Here is a 21,786-nt window from a genome sequence, read left to right on the forward strand (position 1 = left end):
ACCGCTACCGGCGGGCATGACCCCGTACTACCGCCGGAAGCGGTTCAGCGCAGCGGAGAAGGGGTGCGGGCCGACGTGCACGGGGTGGCGCGGCAGCCGGTGCGGGAGCGAGCCGTACCAGGTCCGCGAGAGGGCGAAGCCGAAGGCCAGGCAGAGCATGCCGCCCACGGCGTCGAGCCAGAAGTGGTTGGCGGTGGCCACGATGACGACGAGGGTCGCCGTCGGGTAGAGCAGACCCAGGATCCGGGCCCAGGGGGCGGAGGCGACCGCGAAGATCGTCAGCCCGCACCAGAGCGACCACCCTATGTGCATCGAGGGCATGGCGGCGTACTGGTTCGACATGTGCTTGAGGTTCCCGGAGGCCATGGAGCCCCAGGTGTGGTGGACCAGCACGGTGTCGACGAAGCTCTGCCCGTTCATCAGCCGGGGCGGCGCGAGCGGGTAGAAGTAGTAGCCGACCAGGGCCACGCCCGTGGTGGCGAAGAGAACCAGGCGGGTGGCCGCGTAACGCCCGGGATGGAAGCGGTAGATCCACACCAGTACGCTGATGGTCACGATGAAGTGGAGCGTGGCGTAGTAGTAGTTCATGCCCACGATCAGCCAGGTCACCGAGTTGACCGCGTGGTTGACCGACTGCTCGATGGCGATGCCGAGGGAGCGCTCGACGCCCCAGATCCAGTCGGCGTTCGCGAGAGCGGCCCCCTTCTGTTCGGGGACCGCGTTGCGGATCAGCGAGTACGTCCAGTAGCTGACCGCGATGAGCACGATCTCGAACCAGATCCGCGGCCGGCGCGGGGACCGCAGCCGGCTCAGCAGCGCGCGATCGGACCCCGGGCGGGTCTCGAGCTCGCTCACCGTGGGTGACGAGACATCCGTCCGGGTTTCCAGTGTCTTCACGCTCGCTTCACCCATGGGATAGGAGTCTGCCAGATGCGATCTCGCCTCCGATCATCCCTCGGGACGGTCTTCCACGCAGCCGCTCAGCCCTACGGACGACACGTGGCCCTTACGTCCTTCACGCCCGTTACGTCCTTCCGCGCTGCCCGGGACCGGACGCCGTGGAGCCGCGCACGACCAGCTCGGGCAGGAAGACGAATTCGCTGTGCGGGGCCGGCGTACCGCCGATCTCCTCCAGCAGCGTCCGGACGGCCGCCTGTCCCATGGCCTGCACGGGCTGCCGGATCGTGGTGAGCGGCGGATCGGTGAACGCTATGAGCGGGGAGTCGTCGAAACCGACCACCGACACCTCCTGCGGCACCTTCAGCCCCTGCTGCCGGGCTGCCCGGATCGCGCCGAGCGCCATCATGTCGCTGGCGCACACCACCGCCGTGCAGCCGCGCGCGATGAGCGCGGCCGCGGCGGCCTGGCCGCCCTCCAGCGAGTACAGCGAGTGCTGGATCAGCTCCTCGGTCTCGGCCTCGCGGAGCCCGAGCCGTTCCTTCATCGCGGTCCGGAAGCCCTCGATCTTGCGCAGCACCGGCACGAACCGCTTCGGCCCGACCGCGAGCCCGATGCGGGTGTGCCCGAGAGCGGTGAGGTGGGTGACGGCGAGGTGCATCGCGGCCCGGTCGTCGGGGGACACGAAGGGGGCCCGCACCTTGTCGGAGAACCCGTTGATGAGGACGTACGGGACGCCCTGCCCGCGGAGTTGGTCGTAGCGGCCCATGTCGGCCGTGGTGTCGGCGTGCAGTCCGGAGACGAAGATGATCCCGGAGACCCCCCGGTCGACCAGCATCTCGGTCAGCTCGTCCTCGGTGGACCCGCCGGGCGTCTGCGTGGCCAGCACCGGCGTGTAGCCCTGGCGGGTCAGCGCCTGCCCGATGACCTGGGCGAGCGCCGGAAAGATGGGGTTGTCCAGTTCGGGGGTTATCAGCCCGACGAGCCCGGCGCTGCGCTGGCGCAGCCGTACGGGCCGCTCGTAACCGAGCACGTCGAGCGCGGCCAGCACGGACTCACGGGTGCCGGCGGCCACGCCGGGCTTGCCGTTGAGCACGCGGCTGACTGTGGCTTCGCTGACCCCCGCCTGGGCTGCGATGTCGGCTAGCCGTGCGGTCACGGGATGGGACTGTACCGGCCGCCACGTCAAAATGCCCACCACGTGCACGAATCCGGCGGAAGACGGACGGTGCGGCCGTCCGTCTCCACCGGCGAGCTGGAGAGCACGGGACGGCCGGGTGCGGGCAGTTCGATGGGGGCCGGGCGGCTGTTGAGGGTGCAGGCGAAACCGGGCCGGGTGAAGAGGAGGACGCCTTCCGGAGCGGGCAGCCAGGTCAGCGCCCCCGCCTCCGGGGCCCCGAGGCCGGGGAGCGCGCGCCGCAGCTCCAGGGCGGCCCGGTAGAGCTCCAGCGTGGAGTGCGGGTCGCCGGTCTGGGCGGCGACGCTGAGGCCGGCCCAGTCGGCGGGCTGGGGGAGCCAGCTGCCGGCCGGCCCGAAGCCGTACGGGGGCCCGTCCCCCGACCAGGGCAGCGGGATCCGGCAGCCGTCGCGCAGCCCGTCCTGTCCGGCGGTGCGCAGGAAGGCCGGGTCGCGCCGGGCGGCGTCCGGCAGGTCCAGGACCTCGGGCAGGCCGAGCTCCTCGCCCTGGTAGACGTACGCCGACCCGGGCAGGGCCAGCATCAGCAGGGCGGCGGCCCGGGCCCGGGCCAGGCCCTGCGCCCCGCCCCCGTAGCGCGTCACGTGCCGTACGACGTCGTGGTTGGACAGCACCCACGTCGTCGGCGCGCCCACCGAGGCGGTGGCGGCCAGCGACTCGTCGATGACGGTCCGCATGGCGGCGGTGTTCCACGGGCAGTTCAGGAAACGGAAGTTGAAGGCCTGGTGCATCTCGTCGGGCCGGACGTAGAGGGCGAGCCGTTCGGAGGTCGGGGCCCAGGCCTCGGCGACGCCGATGCGCTGCCCCTCGTAGGAGTCCAGGAGCCGGCGCCAGGAGCGGTGGATCTCGTGGACCCCGTCCTGGTCGAAGAAGGGGAGCGGCTCGGTGCCGATGAGGGTGGCCTGGGCGCCGCGGCCGATGTCGGGCAGCCCGGAGGCCTTGACCATGCCGTGGGCGACGTCGATGCGGAAGCCGTCGACGCCGAGGTCGAGCCAGAACCGCAGCACGGAGGTGAACTCGGCGGCGACCTCGGGGTGGCCCCAGTCCAGATCGGGCTGCTCGGGCGCGAAGAGGTGCAGGTACCAGGCGCCGTCCGCGACGCGGGTCCAGGCCGGCCCGCCGAAGACCGACTCCCAGTCGTTGGGCGGCAGCTCCCCGGCGGTGCCCCGGCCCGGGCGGAAGAGGTAGCGCTCCCGGGCCCCGGGCTCCCCGGCGAGGGCGGCGCGGAACCACGGGTGCCGCTCGGAGGTGTGGTTCGGCACGACGTCGACGATGACCCGCAGTCCCAGCGCGTGCGCGGCCCGGACCAGCTCGTCGGCGTCGGAGAGGTCCCCGAAGAGCGGGTCGACGGCACGGTAGTCCGCCACGTCGTAGCCGCCGTCCGCCTGCGGGGAGACGTAGAAGGGGGTGAGCCACACGGCGTCGACCCCGAGGCGGGCCAGGTGGGGGAGGCGCTCGCGGACCCCGCGCAGGTCCCCGACGCCGTCGCCGTCGCTGTCGGCGAAGGACCTGACGTACACCTGATAGATGACGGCATCACGCCACCAGCCGCCGTTTGCGGTGGTATTGCTGGAAGCGCTTGCAAGCGGGGCGGCCGTCAGCTCGTGGGTCATATCGGGGTCAACGCGAGCACACGCCCCCTGGTTGCGGGCCCGGAGGCTCGAAGGTGACTCGAACTAACAGCAAGCTGCGGCAACCGTCCGGACACGCGGATGTAACGATCCCCGGGTCTTGCAGAAAATTGCCGCAAGCTCTTTCGGTCGGCTTTCAGTCTTGTTACGTTCCTGGCAACTCGGGACCGCGAGGGCGCGGCCGGGATCATCGAAGGAGTTCATATGCGGCGTGGCATAGCGGCCACCGCGCTGGTCGCGACCCTGGCGCTCGCGGCGACGGCTTGCGGCGGTGACAAGGGCGACGGTGGCGAAACCAAGGCCGGCGGCGAGCTTTCCGGCACGGTCACGTGGTGGGACACCTCCAACGACGCCGAGAAGGCCAGCTTCCAGAAGATCGCCGAGGCGTTCACCGCGAAGCACCCGAAGGTGACCGTCAAGTACGTCAACGTCCCGTACGGCGACGCGCAGAACAAGGTCAAGAACGCCTTCAGCAGCGGTTCCGACGCCCCTGACGTGATCCGCGCCGACGTCGGCTGGGTCGCGGACTTCGCCTCCCTCCAGTACCTCGACGAGGTACCGGCCGAGACGGCCAAGAAGGTCGACGCCGAGTTCCTGCCGCAGGCGGCCGCCAGCGGCAAGTACGAGGGCAAGACCTACGCCGTTCCGCAGGTCATCGACACCCTCGGCCTCTTCTACAACAAGAAGATGCTCGCGGACGCCGGTGTCCAGCCGCCCAAGACGCTGGAGGAGCTGAAGACCGCCGCCGCGGCCATCAAGGAGAAGACCGGCAAGGCCGGGCTCTACCTGCGCGGCGACGACTCCTACTGGTTCCTCCCGCTGATCTACGGCGAGGGCGGCGACCTGGTCGACGCGAAGAACAAGACCGTCACCGTGGACAACGCGGCCGGCGTCAAGGCCTTCAAGACCGCCCGCGACCTGGTCACCTCCGGCGCGGCGATCACCAACGCCACCGACGGCTGGAACAACATGCAGACTGCCTTCAAGACCGGGCAGGCCGCCATGATGATCAACGGCCCGTGGGCGGTCGCCGACAGCTACGCCGGTGACCAGTTCAAGGACAAGGCCAACCTCGGCGTCGCCCCCGTCCCGGCCGGCTCCGTCAAGGCGGGCGCCCCGCAGGGCGGCCACGACCTCGCCGTCTACGCCGGTTCGAAGAACCGTGCCGCGGCCCACGCCTTCGTCGAGTACATGACCTCGCAGGAGGTCCAGGTGCAGTCGGCCAAGGAGCTGAGCCTGCTCCCCACCCGCACCGCCGCCTACGACCAGCCGGACGTCAAGAGCAGCGAGATGGTGCAGTTCTTCAAGCCGGCCGTGGACAAGGCCGTCGAGCGCGCCTGGATCCCGGAGAACGGCTCCCTCTTCGAGCCGCTGAAGGTCGAGTACACCAAGGCGATCACCGGGGCGTCGAGCCCCGAGGACGCCGCCAAGGCGGCCGGCGCCGAGTTCCGCAAGATCCTCAAGGGCTGGAAGTAACAGAAACCATGGCTGCTCACACCAGCCAGTCGGTGGCGAAGGCCGCGGGCGACGACGACAGCGTCGTGGCCCGCGGCCGGAGCCGCAGGACTGACAGCGGGAACAACGGCGGACTGAGGCGCGCCCTCGCCACCCACTGGTACGCCTGGGCCATGGTCGCCCCGGTGGTGCTCGTCCTCGGCGTGATCATCGGCTGGCCGCTCGTCAAGGGCGTCTACCTGTCGCTGACCGACGCCAACGAGCGCAACGTCTCCCGTACCATCGGCGCCCGCCACCTCGAGGCCACGTACGAGTTCGTCGGACTCGACAACTACGTCGCCGTGCTGGGCGACCCGGTCTTCCTCCAGCGGCTGGTGTGGACGGTGCTGTGGACCGTCGGGTGCGTGTCGATCACCTTCACGCTCGGCCTGGTCCTCGCGAACATGCTGAACCGGGACTTCAAGGGCCGCGCCGCCTACCGCATGGCGCTCATCCTGCCCTGGGCCGTCCCCGGCTTCGTCTCCGTCTTCGCCTGGCGGTTCCTCTTCAACCGCGACAACGGCATCCTCAACAAGCTCCTCGACGGCGGCGGCATCGCGGCCGTCCCGTGGCTCGACGACCCGACCTGGGCCAAGTTCTCGGTCATCGCCGTCAACGTCTGGCTCGGCGTCCCCTTCATGATGGTCGCCCTGCTCGGCGGACTGCAGTCGATCCCCGGCGAGCTCTACGAAGCCGCCGAGATGGACGGCGCCACCGCCTGGCAGCGGTTCCGGCACATCACCCTGCCCGGTCTGCGCGCCGTGAGCATGACGGTGATCCTGCTCTCCACCATCTGGACCTTCAACATGTTCCCGGTGATCTTCCTGCTCACCCGCGGCGGACCGGGGGACTCCACCGAGATCCTGGTGACCCAGGCCTTCCGCGAGGCGTTCATCACGAGCCCGCGCGACTTCGCCGTCTCCGCCACCTGGGGCGTGCTGATCCTCCTGCTGCTCATGATCTTCGCGCTGGTGTACCGGCGCTCGCTGCGCAAGCAGGGAGAGGTGTGGTGACCATGACCACCGATACGTCCACCACCGGTTCGCCGGCCCCCCGCACGCCCGCCGCCCGGACCCCCGCCGCCCGCGGCCGGGGCAGCCGCTCCCCGCTCGCCTCCGCCGGCCTGCACCTCACGCTGCTCGCCGCGTCCGTCATCGCCGTCTTCCCGGTGCTGTGGATCCTGCTGACCTCGCTCAAGCCCGCGCAGCACGCGATCACCACCGACTTCGTCAAGGAACCGACCCTCGGCAACTACCGCTACCTGCTGGAGTCGAGCCACTTCCTCAGCTGGTTCGGCAACTCGGTCCTCGTCGCCGGCGTCACCACCGTCCTCGGCGTGTTCATCGCCGCCACCACCGGATACGCCGTCAGCCGCTTCAAGTTCCCCGGAATGAAGCCGCTGATGTGGACCCTGCTCATCACGCAGATGTTCCCGATGGCCATCCTCATCGTCCCGCTCTACAACCTGATGGGCGATCTCGGGCTGCTCAACCAGCCGGTCGGCCTGATCATCACCTACCTCACCATCGCCGTGCCGTTCTGCGCCTGGATGATGAAGGGCTTCTTCGACACCATCCCGGTGGAGATCGACGAGTCCGGCCGCGTCGACGGCCTCAACCCCTTCGGCACCTTCTGGCGGCTCATCCTGCCGCTCGCCAAGCCGGGCCTCGCCGTCACCGGCTTCTACGCCTTCATCACCGCCTGGGGCGAAGTCGCGTACGCCTCCGCCTTCATGGTCGGCGAGGAGAACCTCACGCTGGCCGGCGGGCTCCAGACCTTCGTCACGCAGTACACCTCCAACTGGGGTGCGATGAGCGCCGCCTCGGTCCTCATCGCGATCCCCGCGGCGATCTTCTTCGTATTCGCCCAGCGTCACCTCGTCGCCGGCATGACGGCGGGCGCCACCAAGGGCTGACCACCCTGCCCGCCCGACGTACCTTCCGGCCCGATCTCTTCAAGGACGACATGACCCAGCACCTCGCCGAGACACTTCCCACCTCCACCGGCACCCAGCCCGGCTGGTGGAGAGAAGCGGTGATCTACCAGGTCTATCCGCGCAGCTTCGCCGACTCCAACGGAGACGGCATGGGGGACCTCGAAGGCATCCGCAGCCGCCTGCCCTACCTCAAGGAGCTGGGCGTCGACGCCGTCTGGCTCAGCCCCTTCTACGCCTCGCCGCAGGCCGACGCCGGCTACGACGTCGCCGACTACCGGGCCATCGACCCGATGTTCGGCACCCTGCACGACGCCGACGCCGTGATCCGCGAAGCGCATGAGCTGGGCCTGCGGATCATCGTGGACCTGGTCCCCAACCACTGCTCCGACCAGCACGAATGGTTCAAGCAGGCGCTCCGCGAAGGCCCCGGCACCCCGCTGCGCGAGCGCTTCCACTTCCGCCCGGGACGGGGCGCCGCCGGGGAACTCCCGCCCAACGACTGGGAGTCGATCTTCGGCGGCCCGGCGTGGACCCGGGTCGCGGACGGGGAGTGGTACCTGCACCTCTTCGCCCCCGAGCAGCCCGACTTCAACTGGGAACACCCCGCCGTCCAGGACGAGTTCCGGTCCGTGCTGCGGTTCTGGCTGGACCTGGGCGTCGACGGGTTCCGCATCGATGTCGCCCACGGCCTCGTCAAGGCGCCCGGCCTGCCCGACCTGGGGCGCGGCGAGCAGCTGAAGCTGCTGGGCAACCAGGTGCTCCCCTTCTTCGACCAGGACGGGGTCCACGAGATCTACCGCTCCTGGCGGACGGTGCTGGACGAGTACGCGGGCGACCGGATCGGCGTCGCCGAGGCCTGGACGCCGAGCACGGCCCGGACCGCGCTGTACCTGCGGCCCGACGAGCTGCACCAGGCCTTCAACTTCCACTACCTGAACACCGGCTGGGACGCCGACGCGCTGCGCGCCACCATCGACGACTCGCTCGACGCGATGCGCCCGGTGGGCGCGCCGACGACGTGGGTGCTGTCCAACCACGACGTCGTACGGCACGTGACGCGCTACGGGGGCGGGGCGCAGGGCCTGGCCCGGGCCCGGGCCGCCGCCCTGCTGATGCTGGCCCTGCCCGGGTCGGCGTACGTCTACCAGGGCGAGGAGCTCGGCCTGCCCGAGGTCCTGGACCTGCCGGACGAGGTGCGCCAGGACCCCTCCTTCTTCAAGGCGAACGGCCAGGACGGGCTGCGCGACGGCTGCCGCGTACCGATCCCGTGGTCCGGCGACCGGGCCCCGTACGGCTTCGGGAGCGGCGGCAGCTGGCTGCCGCAGCCGGCCGAATGGGCGGGCCTGAGCGTCGAGGCGCAGACCGGGGACCCGGCGTCGACGCTGGAGACGTACCGCTCCGCGCTGCGGATCCGCCGGGAGCGGGCCGAGCTGGGCGCGGGCGACTCCGTGGAGTGGCTGCCCGCCCCGGACGGCGTGCTGGCCTTCCGGCGGGGGGACTTCGTGTGCACGGTGAACACCACCGGCGCACCGGTACGGCTGCCCGCGCCGGGCACCGTACTGCTGGCCAGCGGGGAGCTCGCGGAGCCGGACGTCCTGCCGGCCGACACGGCGGTGTGGTGGGAGGTGTGACCTCCCCCTCCGGCACGCCCCTGAGGCTGACGGACATCGCCGCGCAGGCCCGGGTCAGCGAGGCGACCGTCAGCCGTGTGCTGAACGGCAAGTCGGGAGTGGCGGCCGGCACCCGGCACAAGGTGCTGGCCGCGCTCGACCTGCTGGGCTACGAACGGCCGGTGCGGCTCAAGCGGCGCAGCAACGGGTTGGTGGGACTGCTCATCCCGGAGCTGACCAACCCGATCTTCCCGGCGTTCGCCCAGGTCATAGAGCAGGCGCTGGCCGGGCACGGGTACACGCCGGTGCTGTGCACGCAGACTCCGGGCGGCGCCACCGAGGACGAGCTGGTGGAGCAGCTGGAGGAGCGCGGCGTCACCGGGATCGTCTTCCTGTCGGGCCTGCACGCCGACGCGGCGGCGGACCCGGCGCGCTACCAGCGGCTCGCCGCGCGGGGTGTTCCCTTCGTCCTGATCAACGGCTTCAACGACCGGGTGAACGCCCCCTTCATCTCCCCGGACGACCGGGCGGCGGCGGACATGGCGGTACGGCACCTGGAGGAGCTCGGGCACCGGCGCATCGGCCTGGCGATCGGCCCGACCCGGTACGTCCCGTCGGCCCGCAAGGAGCAGGGGTTCCTGGCCGCGCGGCCGGGGGCCGACGCCGAAGGCCTGATCCAGCGCACGCTGTTCACGGTCGAGGGCGGCCACGCGGCGGGCGGAGCCCTGCTGGACCGGGGCTGCACGGGGGTGGTGTGCGGGAGCGACCCGATGGCCCTCGGCGTCATCAGGGCCGCCCGGGAGCGGGGGCTGCGGGTGCCGGAGGACGTGTCGGTGGTCGGCTTCGACGACTCGCCGCTGATCGCCTTCACGGACCCGCCCCTGACCACGGTCCGCCAGCCGGTGCGCGCGATGGCGACGGCGGCGGTCGGCGCCCTCCTGGAGGCGGTGGGCGGCACCCCCGTCCAGCGCACGGAGTACGTGTTCCAGCCGGAGCTGGTGGTGCGGGGGTCTACGGGGCCGGGGCCGGGGCCGGGGGGCTGAGGGGGCGGGGGCCTGCGTTGTGCGGGTCCGCTTCCACCCCCTCCCGAGCGAACCGGGCCCAGCCGGTGGCTGGGCTTGGGGGTTGTGCCGGGCGGGGCCGGGAGAGTGCCTGGGGGCTTCCCGGCGGTCCACTGTCCTTTCGGGGCGCGCCGGCCTGTCAAGGGCGCTCCTTCGTCGCGTCGCTTCGCGATGGCCTCCGGCCACCCTTGACAGACCGGCCCACCCCGAAACGCCAACAGACCGCCGGGAAGCCCCCAGGGGAATGGCCGGGGGGGGCGAGGGGGACCGGCCATGACCGGCCCGCCGGAGCGCCACCGCCCGGAGGTCGCGCCCTCCGGGCGAACCGGCAGCCCCGTCAGCGCCCGCGAGGCGAGCGGGGCGGGACAGCGCGCGCGTCAGTTCGCTACGCGCTGCGCCGGGCTTGGCGTCCGCCGCCGTCTGTGGCTGGTGGCGCGTTGGATCGCTACGTGCTTCGGCCGGTTCGGCGTCCGCCGCCGGCTGTGGGCCCGGTCCTTGCGGCCACTTCAACCGTCATGCGTATCACCGCCGTTGACCGGGTGAGTCATGGGCTGCTGCGTCGGGAAGAACCGGGGACCTGGGTTGGTTCCATGCAGCCAGAGCACGTAGGCATGTCGGAGAGAACGGTGAGGTCGTGTTGGACTTCAACGAGTTACGACATCGCGAACCCGTACCACTCCGTGGACATCCGCGGCACCGTCGAACTGATCGAAGACCCGGAGAAGTCGCTTCCGCGCGAGCTCTCGCAGAAGTACCTCGGTGAGGACCCGCCCCCGGAGCCGGACGAGGTCCTTCGGCTGGTGGTCCGGGTGACGCCGCAGAAGATCTCCGGCTTCTCTGTCTGACGCAGGCGACAGCCTACGCGTTTTGGGGGGTCTTGCCGGCCGGTGTGAGGTTCCGCCAGACGGAGGTGAGGAGCAAGGCGCCTGGGGTGATGCCTGCCACCGTGGCGATGGCGGCGGTGGGGGCGTCGTAGGCGGCCAGGGCCAGGCCGGTGGCGCCGCAGGTGGTCATGGCCGCGGCCAGCCAGTGCAGGCGGGGCATGGCCCAGACGGCCGCGAGGCCGAAGAAGTGGAGGCCTACCACCAGGGCGAGCCAGCCGACCGAGGCGTTCGGGACGTGCAGGACGCGGTTGATGACGAAGAGGCCGGTCGCGGCGGCCAGGACCTCGGCGGCCACCACGACGAGGTAGCCCCGGCCGAAGGTGCGCGGTGGGGTGGCGTCGTCGGACGTCGCGGTGCGGGCCCGGCGCAGGGTGATGAACAGGCGGAGGAACGCGGCGATCGCGAGGACGCGGAGGGGGATTCCGGCGGCCGGGGGCAGGGCGGCGGCGTTCACCTGGATGAAGACCAGGCCGAATATCGCGCCGATGAGATGCCGGTCTGCTTCGAAGTCACGCGGCAGCGTCTCACTGAAGTGGATCACTGGTCAAAGGCCGGGGGTGGCCGGAAACAATTCTGCAATCTCTTGCGCAAACTCTTGCAACAGCCGGGGCTGCACCTCTACGGTCGCGGACAATCCCCACCTCTCCCGCCAGGAGGCCCCCCACATGTCTGTCAGTGCTGCCAGACCCTTGCGCGCCGTCGTCGCCGGCCTGTTCGCCGCCGGTGCGCTCGCCGCGGTCACCGGATACGCTCCGCAGGCTTCCGCCGCCCCGCCAGGGGACAAGGACGTCACCGCCGTGCTGTTCGAGTGGCGGTTCGAGTCCGTGGCCAAGGCCTGTACCCAATCGCTCGGGCCGGCCGGGTACGGGTTCGTGCAGGTGTCGCCGCCGCAGGAGCACATCCAGGGCTCCCAGTGGTGGACCTCGTACCAGCCCGTCAGCTACAAGATCGCCGGGCGGCTCGGGGACCGGGCCGCCTTCAAGGCCATGGTCGACACGTGCCACGCGGCCGGGGTGAAGGTCGTCGCCGACTCGGTGATCAACCACATGGCTGCCGGGGACGGCGTGGGGACGGGCGGGAGTTCGTACACGAAGTACGGGTACCCGGGTCTCTACTCCGGGGCCGACATGGACGACTGCCGGGCGGTGATTTCGAACTACCAGGACAAGGGCAACGTCCAGAACTGCGAGCTCGTGCAGCTGGCCGATCTGGACACCGGTGAGGAGTACGTGCGGGGGCGGATCGCCGGCTATCTGAACGATCTGCTGTCGCTCGGTGTCGACGGGTTCCGGATCGACGCCGCCAAGCACATGCCCGCCGCCGACCTCGCCGCCATCAAGTCCCGGCTGACCGCTCCGGGGGTCTACTGGAAGCAGGAGGCCATCCACGGCGCCGGTGAGGCCGTGTCGCCGAGTGAGTACCTCGGGAACGGGGACGTGCAGGAGTTCCGGTACGCGCGGGATCTGAAGCGGGTCTTCCAGAACGAGAACCTGGCGTACCTGAAGAACTTCGGTGAGGCCTGGGGGTACACGGCGAGTGCGCAGTCGGCTGTTTTCGTCGACAATCACGACACCGAGCGCGGTGGTGACACCCTCACCTACAAGAACGGGTCCGACTACACGCTCGCCAGCGTGTTCATGCTGGCCTGGCCGTACGGGTCTCCCGACGTGCACTCCGGGTACGAGTGGAGTGACAAGGACGCCGGTCCGCCCAACGGCGGCGCGGTGAGCGCCTGTTACGCCGACGGATGGAAGTGCCAGCACGCCTGGCGGGAGATCTCCTCCATGGTCGGCTTCCGCAACGCGGCCCGCGGTCAGGCCGTCACCAACTGGTGGGACAACGGCGCGGACCAGATCGCCTTCGGGCGCGGAACCAAGGCGTACGTCGCCATCAACCACGAGGGCTCGGCGCTCAGCCGGACCTTCCAGACCTCCCTGCCGGGCGGCGCCTACTGCGACGTCCAGAGCGGCCGTACGGTGACCGTGGACTCGGGTGGGCGCTTCTCCGCCACCCTCCCGGCGGGGACGGCGCTCGCGCTGCACGCCGGTGCGCGGACCTGCTCCGGCTCCACGCCGCCCGCGACGAGCGCGGGTGCCTCCTTCGCGGTCAACGCCACCACCGTGCCGGGTGAGAACGTCTACGTCGCCGGCGACCGTGCCGAGCTCGGCGGCTGGAACACCGGCAGCGCGCTGAAGCTCGACCCCGCCGCCTATCCCGTGTGGAAGCTCGACGTCACGCTCCCGGCCGGGACCTCCTTCGCGTACAAGTACATCCGCAAGGACGGCTCCGGCAACGTCACCTGGGAGAGCGGCGCCAACCGTACGGCCACCGTCCCCGCGAGCGGCACGATCACGCTGACCGACACCTGGCGCAGCTGAGCCCTCGCCCCACCTGCCAGGGCCGCCCGGCACCTTCTTCCCCGCCACCGCCGGGCGGCCCTCATCCACGAGGAGATTCGCCTTGAGACGCCCTGCAGCAGGAGTCCTCGCCGCCGCCCTGGCCGTGACGCTCCTGCCCGCCCTCCCCGCCGCGGCCGCCACGGCCAGGCCGCCCGCCCCGCCCTCGGACGCCAAGCTGGCCGCCGAGCCGGCCCGTCACGACCTGACCCGGGAGCAGTTCTACTTCGTCCTCCCGGACCGGTTCGCGAACGGCGATCCGCGCAACGACCGGGGCGGTCTGACCGGCACCCGGCTGGAGACCGGCCTGGACCCGACGGACAAGGGCTTCTACCAGGGCGGCGACCTCAAGGGGCTCACCGACCGGCTCGACTACATCAAGGGATTGGGGACGACCGCCATCTGGATGGCGCCGATCTTCAAGAACCAGCCGGTGCAGGGGAAGGGCGATGACGTCTCCGCCGGCTACCACGGCTACTGGATCACCGACTTCACGCAGGTCGACCCGCACTTCGGCACCAACGCCGATCTGGAGCGGCTCGTGGAGAAGGCGCACGGGAAGGGGATGAAGGTCTTCTTCGACGTCATCACCAACCACACCGCCGATGTCGTCGACTACCGGGAGGCGTCCTACTCGTACCTGTCGAAGGGGGCGTTCCCGTACCTGACCAAGGACGGGGTGCCGTTCGACGACGCGGACTACGCGGCGGGGAAGGGGAAGTTCCCGAAGGTCGGTGCCGGGTCCTTCCCGCGGACCCCCTTCGTGCCCGACGCGAAGAAGGACCTCAAGTCGCCGGCGTGGCTCAACGACCCGGCGATGTACCACAACCGCGGTGACTCCACCTTCGCCGGCGAGTCCTCCGGGCAGGGCGACTTCTTCGGTCTCGACGACCTGTGGACCGAGCGTCCCGAGGTCGTCGACGGGATGGAGAAGATCTACGAGAAGTGGGTCCGGGACTTCGACATCGACGGGTTCCGTATCGACACCGTCAAGCACGTCAACACGGAGTTCTGGACGCAGTGGGCCACCGCGCTGGACAAGTACGCGGCCAAGCGCGGCCGCGACGACTTCTTCATGTTCGGCGAGGTCTACTCCGCCGACACCGCGGTCACCTCTCCGTACGTGACGCGCGGGCGGCTCGACGCCACCCTCGACTTCCCGCTCCAGGACGCGATCCGCGCCTACGCCTCCCAGGGCGCGGGAGCCGGGAGGCTGGCCTCCGTCTTCGGTGACGACTACCGGTACACCACCGACAAGGCCAACGCCTACGAGCAGGTGACCTTCCTCGGCAACCACGACATGGGCCGCTTCGGCACCTTCCTGAAGCAGGACCGGCCGGGCGCCGGCGAGCAGGAGCTGCTGGAGCGCTACCGGCTGGCCAATGAGCTGATGTTCTTCTCCCGGGGCAATCCGGTGGTCTACTCCGGCGACGAGCAGGGCTTCACGGGTGCGGGCGGCGACAAGGACGCCCGCCAGCCGCTGTTCGCCTCCCGGGTCGCCGACTACGTCGACGACGACCAGCTCGGAACAGTGCGCACGCACGCGAGCGATGCCTACGATCCGGGGCACCCGCTCTACCAGCAGATCAGTGCTCTCTCGAAGCTGGTCAAGGACCACCCCGCCCTGCGGGACGGCATGCAGAGCGAGCGCCTCAGCGACGGCTCCGTCTACGCCTTCGCCCGCACGGACAGCCGCAGCCGCACCGAGTACCTCGTCGCCGCCAACAACGGGACCGAGTCCAGGGCCGTGGAGATCGACGCCCCCGCCGGCGCGCAGTACCGCACCCTCCACGGCGGCACCGCGCTGATCCGCGCCTCCTCGGCCGGCAAGCTCACCGTCGTCGTCCCCGCCTTCGGCTCGGTCGTCCTCCAGGGCACCGCCCCCCTCCCGGCCCCCGCCGCCAAGCCCGCCCTGACCCTCAAGGCGCCGGCCGCGGGCGCCACCGGAACCGTCGAGCTCACCGCCGACGTGACCGGCGGCGGCCTGAACCGCGTCGTGTTCGCCGCCCAGACCGGCACCGACAGGTGGCAGGTCCTCGGCTCCGCCGACCACGCCCCGTACAAGGTCACCCAGCACCTCACCGCCCCCGCCGGAACGCCCCTGCGCTACAAGGCCGTCGTCGTCGACTCCGCCGGCCGCACCGCGAGCGCCCTCGCCCAGTCCACCTCCGGCCAGGTCCCGCCCGCCGAGGTTCCCACCGCCACCCAGCGCGACTACGCCGTCGTCCACTACAACCGGCCCGACGGCGACTACACGAACTGGCGCCTGTACGCCTGGGGCGACCTCGCCGACGGCGAGGCGACGCCCTGGCCCGCCGGGCACGACTTCACCGGCCGCGACGCGTACGGCGCCTTCGCCCACGTCAAGCTCAAGCCCGGTGCCTCCTCCGTCGGCTACCTCGTCATCGACAAGGACGGCAACAAGGACGTCGCCGCCGACCGCACCATCGACGTGACGAAGACCGGTGAGATCTGGCTGGAGCAGGGCAAGGAACCCGCCCGCACCGACCGGCCCGCCTACCCGCCCCAGGACACCTCCAAGGCCGTCCTGCACTACCAGCGCCCCGACGGCGCCTACGACGGCTGGGGCCTGCACGTCTGGACCGGCGCCGCGACCCCGACCGACTGGTCCAAGCCGCTGCTCCCCACCCGCACCGACTCCTACGGCGCGGTCTACGAGGTCCCGCTCGCGGCCGGGGCCACCAGCCTCGGCTACATCCTCCACAAGGGCGACGAGAAGGACCTCCCCACCGACCAGTCCCTCGACCTGAAGACCACCGGCCACGAGGTCTGGATGCTCGGCGGCACGGAGCACTACCTCCTCCCGCAGCCCGCCGGATCGGCGGCCGCCCTCGACCTCACCAAGGCCCAGGCCGTCTGGATCGACCGCGACACCCTCGCCTGGAACGCCCCCGCGGCCGCCGCCTCCGTACAGCTCCTCGCCTCCCGGGAGGGCGCCGTCAAGGCCGAGAACGGCACCCTGACCGGCCAGGCCCGGTGGCTGCGGCTGAACCGGTCCGAGCTCACCGCCGCCCAGAAGCAGAAGTTCCCGCACCTGGCGGCGTACACCGCCTTCACCGTCGACCCCCGCGACCGCGACCGGGTCCGCGAGGCCCTGCGCGGCCAGCTCGTCGCGAGCGCCCGGGCGGCCAACGGCGCCGTCCTCGCCGCGACCGGCGTCCAGCTCGCCGGCGTCCTCGACGACCTGTACGCCAACACGGCGCCCCTGGGCCCGGTGTTCAAGGACGGCCGCCCCACCCTCTCCGTATGGGCCCCCACCGCCCAGGAGGTCTCCCTCGAACTCGACGGCCGCACCCTGCCCATGCGCCGTGACGACACAACCGGCGTCTGGTCGGTGCGCGGCGAGCGCGGCTGGGCCGCGAAGCCGTACCGCTACGCCGTCACCGTCTGGGCGCCGAGCACCCGCCAGGTGGTCCGCAACCTCGTCACCGACCCGTACTCCACCGCCCTGACCGCGGATTCCACCCACAGCCTGGTCGTGGACCTCGCCGACCCGAAGCTCGCCCCGCCCGGCTGGAAGGACCTGCGCAAGCCCGCGCCCGTCCCCTTCACCTCGGCGCAGATCCAGGAGCTGCACGTCCGCGACTTCTCCGTCGCGGACCGCACCTCGCGCCACCCCGGGCAGTACCTCGCCTTCACCGACACCGAGTCGGCGGGCATGCGCCACCTGCGCGACCTGTCCGCCGCCGGGACCTCCTACGTCCACCTCCTCCCGGCCTTCGACATCGGCACCATCCCGGAGAAGGCCTCCGACCGCACCGAACCCGCCTGCGACCTCACCGTCTACGCACCGGACTCGCAGGAGCAGCAGGCGTGCGTGGCCGCCGCGGCCGCGAAGGACGCCTACAACTGGGGCTACGACCCGCTGCACTACACCGTCCCCGAGGGCTCGTACGCGAGCGACCCGAACGGCACGGCCCGCACGGTCGAGTTCCGCCGCATGGTCCAGTCCCTGAACGGCGCCGGCCTGCGCACCGTGATGGACGTGGTCTACAACCACACCGTCGCCGCCGGGCAGTCGGACAAGTCCGTCCTCGACCGCATCGTCCCCGGCTACTACCAGCGCCTGCTCGCCGACGGCAGCGTCGCGACCTCCACCTGCTGCTCCAACACCGCCCCCGAGAACGCGATGATGGGCCGGCTGGTCGTCGACTCGATCGTCACCTGGGCGAAGGAGTACAAGGTCGACGGCTTCCGCTTCGACCTGATGGGCCACCACCCGAAGGCCAACATCCTGGCCGTCCGCAAGGCCCTCGACGAGCTCACCCCCGCCAAGGACGGGGTCGACGGGAAGAAGATCGTCCTCTACGGGGAGGGCTGGAACTTCGGCGAGATCGCCAACGACGCCCGCTTCGTCCAGGCCACCCAGCAGAACATGGCCGGCACCGGCATCGCCACCTTCTCCGACCGGGCCCGTGACGCCGTCCGCGGCGGCGGCCCCTTCGACGAGGACCCGCGCGTCCAGGGCTTCGCCTCGGGCTTGTTCACCGCGCCCAACGGCTCACCGGCCAACGGCACCCCGGCCGAGCAGAAGGCCCGCCTGCTGCACGCCCAGGACCTGATCAAGGTCGGCCTGTCCGGGAACCTCGCCCCGTACGCCTTCACCGACACCACCGGCCGCCGCATCAAGGGCTCCGAGCTCGACTACAACGGCGCCCCCGCCGGCTACGCGGCCGCCCCCGGCGACGCCCTCGCCTACGCGGACGCCCACGACAACGAGACCCTCGCCGACGCCCTCACCTACAAGCTCCCGCCGGGCACCTCCGCCGCCGACCGGGCCCGCATGCAGGTCCTGGCCATGGCGACGGCCGCCCTCTCCCAGGGCCCGGCCCTCTCCCAGGCGGGCACCGACCTGCTCCGCTCCAAGTCCCTGGACCGCAACTCCTACGACAGCGGCGACTGGTTCAACGCCGTCCACTGGGACTGCCGTGACGGCAACGGCTTCGGCCGCGGCCTGCCCCCGGCCGCCGACAACGCCTCGAAGTGGCTCTACGCGAAGCCCCTCCTGACGGGCGCGGCCGCTCCCGGCTGCACGGAGATCACCGCAGCCTCGGCCGCCTACCGAGACCTGCTGAAGATCCGTACGATGGAACGGTCCTTCGCCCTCACCACCGCGGAGGCCGTCCAGCAGCAGCTGGCCTTCCCCCTCTCCGGCAAGGACGAGACCCCGGGCGTGATCACCATGACCCTGGGCGACCTGGTGGTGGTCTTCAACGCCACCCCCACCGCCCAGCCCCAGCGCCTGACCGCGCTCGCGGGCAGCGCCTACGCCCTCCACCCGGTCCAGGCCGCGGGCTCCGACGCCACGGTCAAGCAGGCGACCTACGACGCGCAGACAGGAGAGTTCACGACCCCCGCCCGCACCGTCGCCGTCTTCACACGGCGGTGAGCCGGTCCAGCCGCTTCTCCAGCAGGATCACCCCGTAGATCCTGCCGTCCTTCCCCTCCTTGTGGGGGAACTCCCCGACCACCCGGTAGCCCGCAGCCCGGTAGTAAGCGAGCAGCCGGGGGTTGGTGGAGACGCAGTCCAGCCGGGCCCGCTCCCGTCCCGTCCTGGCGATCCGCCGCTCGGCATGTTCGAGCATGCGGCGCCCGGCGCCGGCGGGGGCGGCCCCGCGCGCCACCATCAGCCGGTGCACGTACCCGGCCACCGGAGGCTGCACGCCCCAGGCCTCCTCGTCGGACCACCACAGCTCGTACGCCCCGACCACCCGCCCGTCGGTGTCACCGGCGAGCCACACGTCGCCGTCGCGCATCTTCGCCAGGAAGTGCGCGGCGTCCTTGTCGCCCGGCTTCCACTGCTCGATGCCCTGCTGCCGCATCCAGCGGGCAGCCTGGTCGTACAGCTGCACCAGGGTGCCGGCGTCCTTCTCCTCGGCCGGCCGGAACAAGATCCCGTCGTCAATGATCACGCGGGCATTATCGGTGACGTGCGAGGGACCGCCACAGCCAAGATCAGCTCGGGGCCGGCGCCCCTCCGGCGACCCCGGCCGCCACCAGCGCTCCGAGCCGGGCCACCAGCTCCCCGAAGGGCCCGTCCACCGGCTCGTGGGCCAGGATCCGCGTGAGGATCCCGGCCATCTCCGCGTCGTACGCGGCGCTCACCGCGGCCAGCGCCGCGAAGTCGTGCACCAGCTGCAACTCCAGCTCGCCCCGCGGGATCCGCCGCCCGTCCAGCCAGATCAGCGCCGTGGACTCGGCGAGCGACACCCAGGAACGCACCACCAGCTCCAGGCGGGCGGGCGGCTCCTCGACCCCCAGGTGCGCGAGGATCTGCTCGTACGCCGCCTGCCGCACCTCGTCGATCATCGCGTTGGTCCGGCTGCTCCCGGCCGCCGGGCCGCCCCGCATCAACGCCGAGAAACCCGGCCCGTGTTCGTCGACGAACGAGAAGAACCGCCCCATCACCCGCAGCAGCCGGGCGCCGAGCGGCCCCTCCTGGGGCTCCACGAACCGCAGCGCCAGCTCATCGGCCGCCCGCCGCAGCGCCGCCTCGTACAGGCTCAGCTTGCCCGGGAAGTAGTGGTAGACGAGCGGCCGCGATATCCCCGCGGCCGCCGCGATCTCGTCGATGGAGACGTCGTCGGGCGACCGGTTGCTGAACAGCTCCAGGGCAACCCCGATCAGCTGCTGCCGTCGCTCCTCGACACCCATCCTGCGCCGCACCCCGGTTGTCATGCGGACACCCTACTGGGGACCCCTCAGAGGTCCAGGGCGAGGCGGTCCCCCTTCGCGCGCGAGACGCACAGCAGCATCGCATCCGCACGCTCCTGGTCGCTGAGCAGTTCGTCGCGGTGGTCGACCTCGCCCACCAGCACCCGGTGCCGGCACGTGCCGCAGAAGCCCTGCTCGCAGGAGTACGGGGTGTCGGGCAGCTCCCGCCGCACCGCGGCCAGCGCGCTCTCCGCCGCGCCGACCTCCACCGTGCGCCCCGAGCGGCGCAGTTCGACGGTGAAGGGCCGCGCAGGGCCGGGCGCCGACGGGACGAAACGCTCCAGGCGGACCTGCGCGGGATCCGGGACCGCGGCCGCAACGGCGCGCATCAGGGGCTCCGGGCCGCAGCAGTAGACCGGCGTGCCGGGCCGGATCCCGGCGAGCGGCGCCAGGTCGGGCAGGCCCACCTCGTCCTCCGGCAGCACGGTCACCCGGTCCCCGTACTCGGCCAGTTCGGCCAGGAAGGGCATCGAGGCGCGCGAGCGGCCCCCGTAGAGGAGGGTCCAGTCGGCGCCGGCCGCCGTGGCCGCCCGCAGCATCGGCAGGATCGGGGTGATGCCGATGCCGCCCGCGACGAACGCGTACGAGGGCGCGGGGACCAGCTCGAAACGGTTGCGCGGCGGCCGCAGTTCCAGCTCGGCGCCCTCGACCAGCTGGGCGTGCGCCTCGCGGGAGCCGCCGCGGCCGTCCTCGACGAGGCGGATCGCGATCGTGTAGGCACCCGCCTGCGCCGGATCCCCGCACAGCGAGTACTGCCGCACCAGGCCCGAGGGGAGGGTGATGTCCACGTGCGCGCCCGGCGTCCACGCGGGGAGCTCGGGCGATTCCAGGACCAGCCGCAGCACCCCCTCGGCCGGCTCCGTACGGGAGACGATCAGCGCGCGCAGCGGGCGGCGCGGGGAGTACCCGGAGACCGGTGTGTCCAGGGCGGGCAGCGGCCACAGCGGGGACTTCGCGATGCGGCGGCCCAGCGCCCGCCTGGCGGCCCAGGCCGCGCCGGCCACCGCCGTGACCGCGAGGGTGCGCCTCACGCCTTCGCACCGCCGTTCGCGCCGGGGGAGGTGGCCAGATAGGCCACGGCCTGGGCCGTCGAGCCCGATTGCGAGGGGTGGTACGTACGGGAGAGGTACTTCGGTATGGACTTCAGCATGGCGCCCGTGGAGGGCAGTACACCCTGCTGTCCCGCCCGGAAGAACTGCCCGAAGGAGGCCTTGCCGTCGGTGAGCGTCGGGTCGTTCTCCATGAAGAAGCGGACCCCGCGCTGCCACAGGAAGACCAGCGCCGAGAAGCCGGTGGCCCAGGTCCGGGCGCGGCGGCGGTAGTTGCCGTCCACGTGCATGAAGAGGTCGAAGGCCACCGAGCGGTGCTCGACCTCCTCCGCACCGTGCCAGCGCAGCAGGTCGAGCATGGTGGGGTCGGCGCCCCGCCGGTCCAGCTCGTCCGCGTTCAGCACCCAGTCGCCGAGGAACGCCGTGTAGTGCTCGATCGCGGCGATCATCGCGACCCGCTCCATCAGCCACCAGTGGCGGGCCCGGCCGGGGGGCAGGGTCCGGTCGCCGAGCAGCTTCTCGAAGAGCCAGTCGACCTGTGCCGTGTACGGGGTCGGGTCCAGGCCGAGCCGCTTGAGGTGGGGGAGCACGTCGTCGTGCGCGGCGGCGTGCATGGCCTCCTGGCCGATGAAGCCGACGACGTCCGCGCGCAGTCGTTCGTCCTCGATGTACGGGAGCACCTGCTTGTAGACGTGCACGAACCAGCGCTCGCCCGCGGGGAGCAGCAGGTGCAGGACGTTGATCATGTGCCCGGCGAAGGGGTCGTTCGGCAGCCAGTGGAGCGGGGTGTCCTTCCAGCCGAAGGACACGTTCCGGGGCTTCAGGTCCATGCGTTCCGACGCCACGGGGGCGGGCGCGAGCGGCGTATTAGACATGGCGTCAATGTACTGAGGGGTAG

16 protein-coding genes are annotated in these 21,786 nt (G+C 71.3%); 8 read left to right on the top strand and 8 right to left on the bottom strand.

Annotated elements, in window-relative coordinates; genetic code table 11:
* Positions 1-27: 27 nt before the first annotated feature.
* From ACIP5M_RS22845 to ACIP5M_RS22855, 3 genes are all read right to left on the bottom strand, one after another.
* Positions 28-912, bottom strand: a complete 885-nt coding sequence (locus tag ACIP5M_RS22845; RefSeq protein WP_401199791.1) for a phosphatase PAP2 family protein — start codon at positions 910-912, stop codon at positions 28-30.
* A 112-nt stretch (positions 913-1,024) separates the two neighbouring features.
* Positions 1,025-2,056, bottom strand: coding sequence for a LacI family DNA-binding transcriptional regulator (locus tag ACIP5M_RS22850; RefSeq protein WP_401199793.1), 1,032 nt, complete (start codon positions 2,054-2,056; stop codon positions 1,025-1,027).
* Positions 2,057-2,082: 26 nt separating this feature from the next.
* Positions 2,083-3,705, bottom strand: a complete 1,623-nt coding sequence (locus ACIP5M_RS22855) for a glycoside hydrolase family 13 protein (protein ID WP_401199795.1) — start codon at positions 3,703-3,705, stop codon at positions 2,083-2,085.
* 222 nt (positions 3,706-3,927) lie between these two features.
* Between ACIP5M_RS22855 and ACIP5M_RS22860 the strand changes: the two genes are divergently transcribed.
* The 6 genes from ACIP5M_RS22860 (at position 3,928) to ACIP5M_RS22885 (ending at position 10,669) form a co-directional block, all read left to right on the top strand.
* A complete protein-coding gene (locus ACIP5M_RS22860) occupies positions 3,928-5,199 on the top strand; it encodes an extracellular solute-binding protein (RefSeq protein WP_401199797.1) in 1,272 nt (423 codons plus the stop codon).
* Between the two features lie 8 nt (positions 5,200-5,207).
* Entirely contained in the window at positions 5,208-6,230 is a 1,023-nt protein-coding gene (locus ACIP5M_RS22865) for a carbohydrate ABC transporter permease (protein ID WP_401199799.1), read from the top strand.
* Between the two features lie 2 nt (positions 6,231-6,232).
* On the top strand, positions 6,233-7,132 hold the full coding sequence (locus ACIP5M_RS22870) for a sugar ABC transporter permease (RefSeq protein ID WP_401199801.1): 900 nt from the start codon (positions 6,233-6,235) through the stop codon (positions 7,130-7,132).
* A gap of 50 nt (positions 7,133-7,182) precedes the next feature.
* Positions 7,183-8,784 carry a glycoside hydrolase family 13 protein gene (locus tag ACIP5M_RS22875; RefSeq protein WP_401199803.1) on the top strand — a complete coding sequence of 534 codons (1,602 nt, stop codon included), beginning with the start codon at positions 7,183-7,185 and terminating at the stop codon, positions 8,782-8,784.
* Positions 8,772-9,806: a LacI family DNA-binding transcriptional regulator gene (locus ACIP5M_RS22880; RefSeq protein WP_401199804.1), complete on the top strand. Its 1,035-nt coding sequence runs from the start codon at positions 8,772-8,774 to the stop codon at positions 9,804-9,806. Before ACIP5M_RS22875 ends, ACIP5M_RS22880 begins: the two co-directional genes overlap by 13 nt.
* A gap of 698 nt (positions 9,807-10,504) precedes the next feature.
* The gene (locus tag ACIP5M_RS22885) at positions 10,505-10,669 is read left to right on the top strand and encodes a hypothetical protein (protein WP_401199806.1); all 165 of its coding nucleotides are present in this window, start codon (positions 10,505-10,507) and stop codon (positions 10,667-10,669) included.
* 13 nt (positions 10,670-10,682) lie between these two features.
* On the opposite strand, the gene ACIP5M_RS22890 is transcribed toward ACIP5M_RS22885, so the two are convergent.
* Positions 10,683-11,249: a hypothetical protein gene (locus tag ACIP5M_RS22890; protein ID WP_401199808.1), complete on the bottom strand. Its 567-nt coding sequence runs from the start codon at positions 11,247-11,249 to the stop codon at positions 10,683-10,685.
* A 124-nt stretch (positions 11,250-11,373) separates the two neighbouring features.
* Here ACIP5M_RS22890 and ACIP5M_RS22895 point away from each other — a divergent pair, with 124 nt between their 5' ends.
* Both ACIP5M_RS22895 and pulA read left to right on the top strand, forming a co-directional pair.
* A complete protein-coding gene (locus ACIP5M_RS22895; protein ID WP_401199810.1) occupies positions 11,374-13,086 on the top strand; it encodes a carbohydrate-binding module family 20 domain-containing protein in 1,713 nt (570 codons plus the stop codon).
* 82 nt (positions 13,087-13,168) lie between these two features.
* Entirely contained in the window at positions 13,169-18,514 is a 5,346-nt protein-coding gene (pulA, locus tag ACIP5M_RS22900) for a pullulanase-type alpha-1,6-glucosidase (RefSeq protein WP_401199812.1), read from the top strand.
* Here the strand turns inward: pulA and ACIP5M_RS22905 are convergent.
* The 4 genes from ACIP5M_RS22905 to ACIP5M_RS22920 are packed head-to-tail and all read right to left on the bottom strand — an operon-like array spanning position 18,501 to position 21,763.
* Positions 18,501-19,037: a GNAT family N-acetyltransferase gene (locus tag ACIP5M_RS22905; protein WP_401199814.1), complete on the bottom strand. Its 537-nt coding sequence runs from the start codon at positions 19,035-19,037 to the stop codon at positions 18,501-18,503. The two genes, pulA and ACIP5M_RS22905, sit on opposite strands and share 14 nt — an antisense overlap.
* A 43-nt stretch (positions 19,038-19,080) precedes the next feature.
* Complete coding sequence (locus ACIP5M_RS22910; RefSeq protein WP_401199816.1) at positions 19,081-19,803, bottom strand: TetR/AcrR family transcriptional regulator; 723 nt, start codon at positions 19,801-19,803, stop codon at positions 19,081-19,083.
* Positions 19,804-19,826: 23 nt separating this feature from the next.
* The gene (locus ACIP5M_RS22915) at positions 19,827-20,870 is read right to left on the bottom strand and encodes a PDR/VanB family oxidoreductase (protein WP_401199817.1); all 1,044 of its coding nucleotides are present in this window, start codon (positions 20,868-20,870) and stop codon (positions 19,827-19,829) included.
* Entirely contained in the window at positions 20,867-21,763 is an 897-nt protein-coding gene (locus ACIP5M_RS22920; RefSeq protein WP_401199818.1) for a metal-dependent hydrolase, read from the bottom strand. Before ACIP5M_RS22920 ends, ACIP5M_RS22915 begins: the two co-directional genes overlap by 4 nt.
* Positions 21,764-21,786: the final 23 nt, after the last annotated feature.

The organism is Streptomyces sp. NPDC088762, assembly GCF_044750905.1.
In the GTDB taxonomy this organism is placed as follows: domain Bacteria; phylum Actinomycetota; class Actinomycetes; order Streptomycetales; family Streptomycetaceae; genus Streptomyces.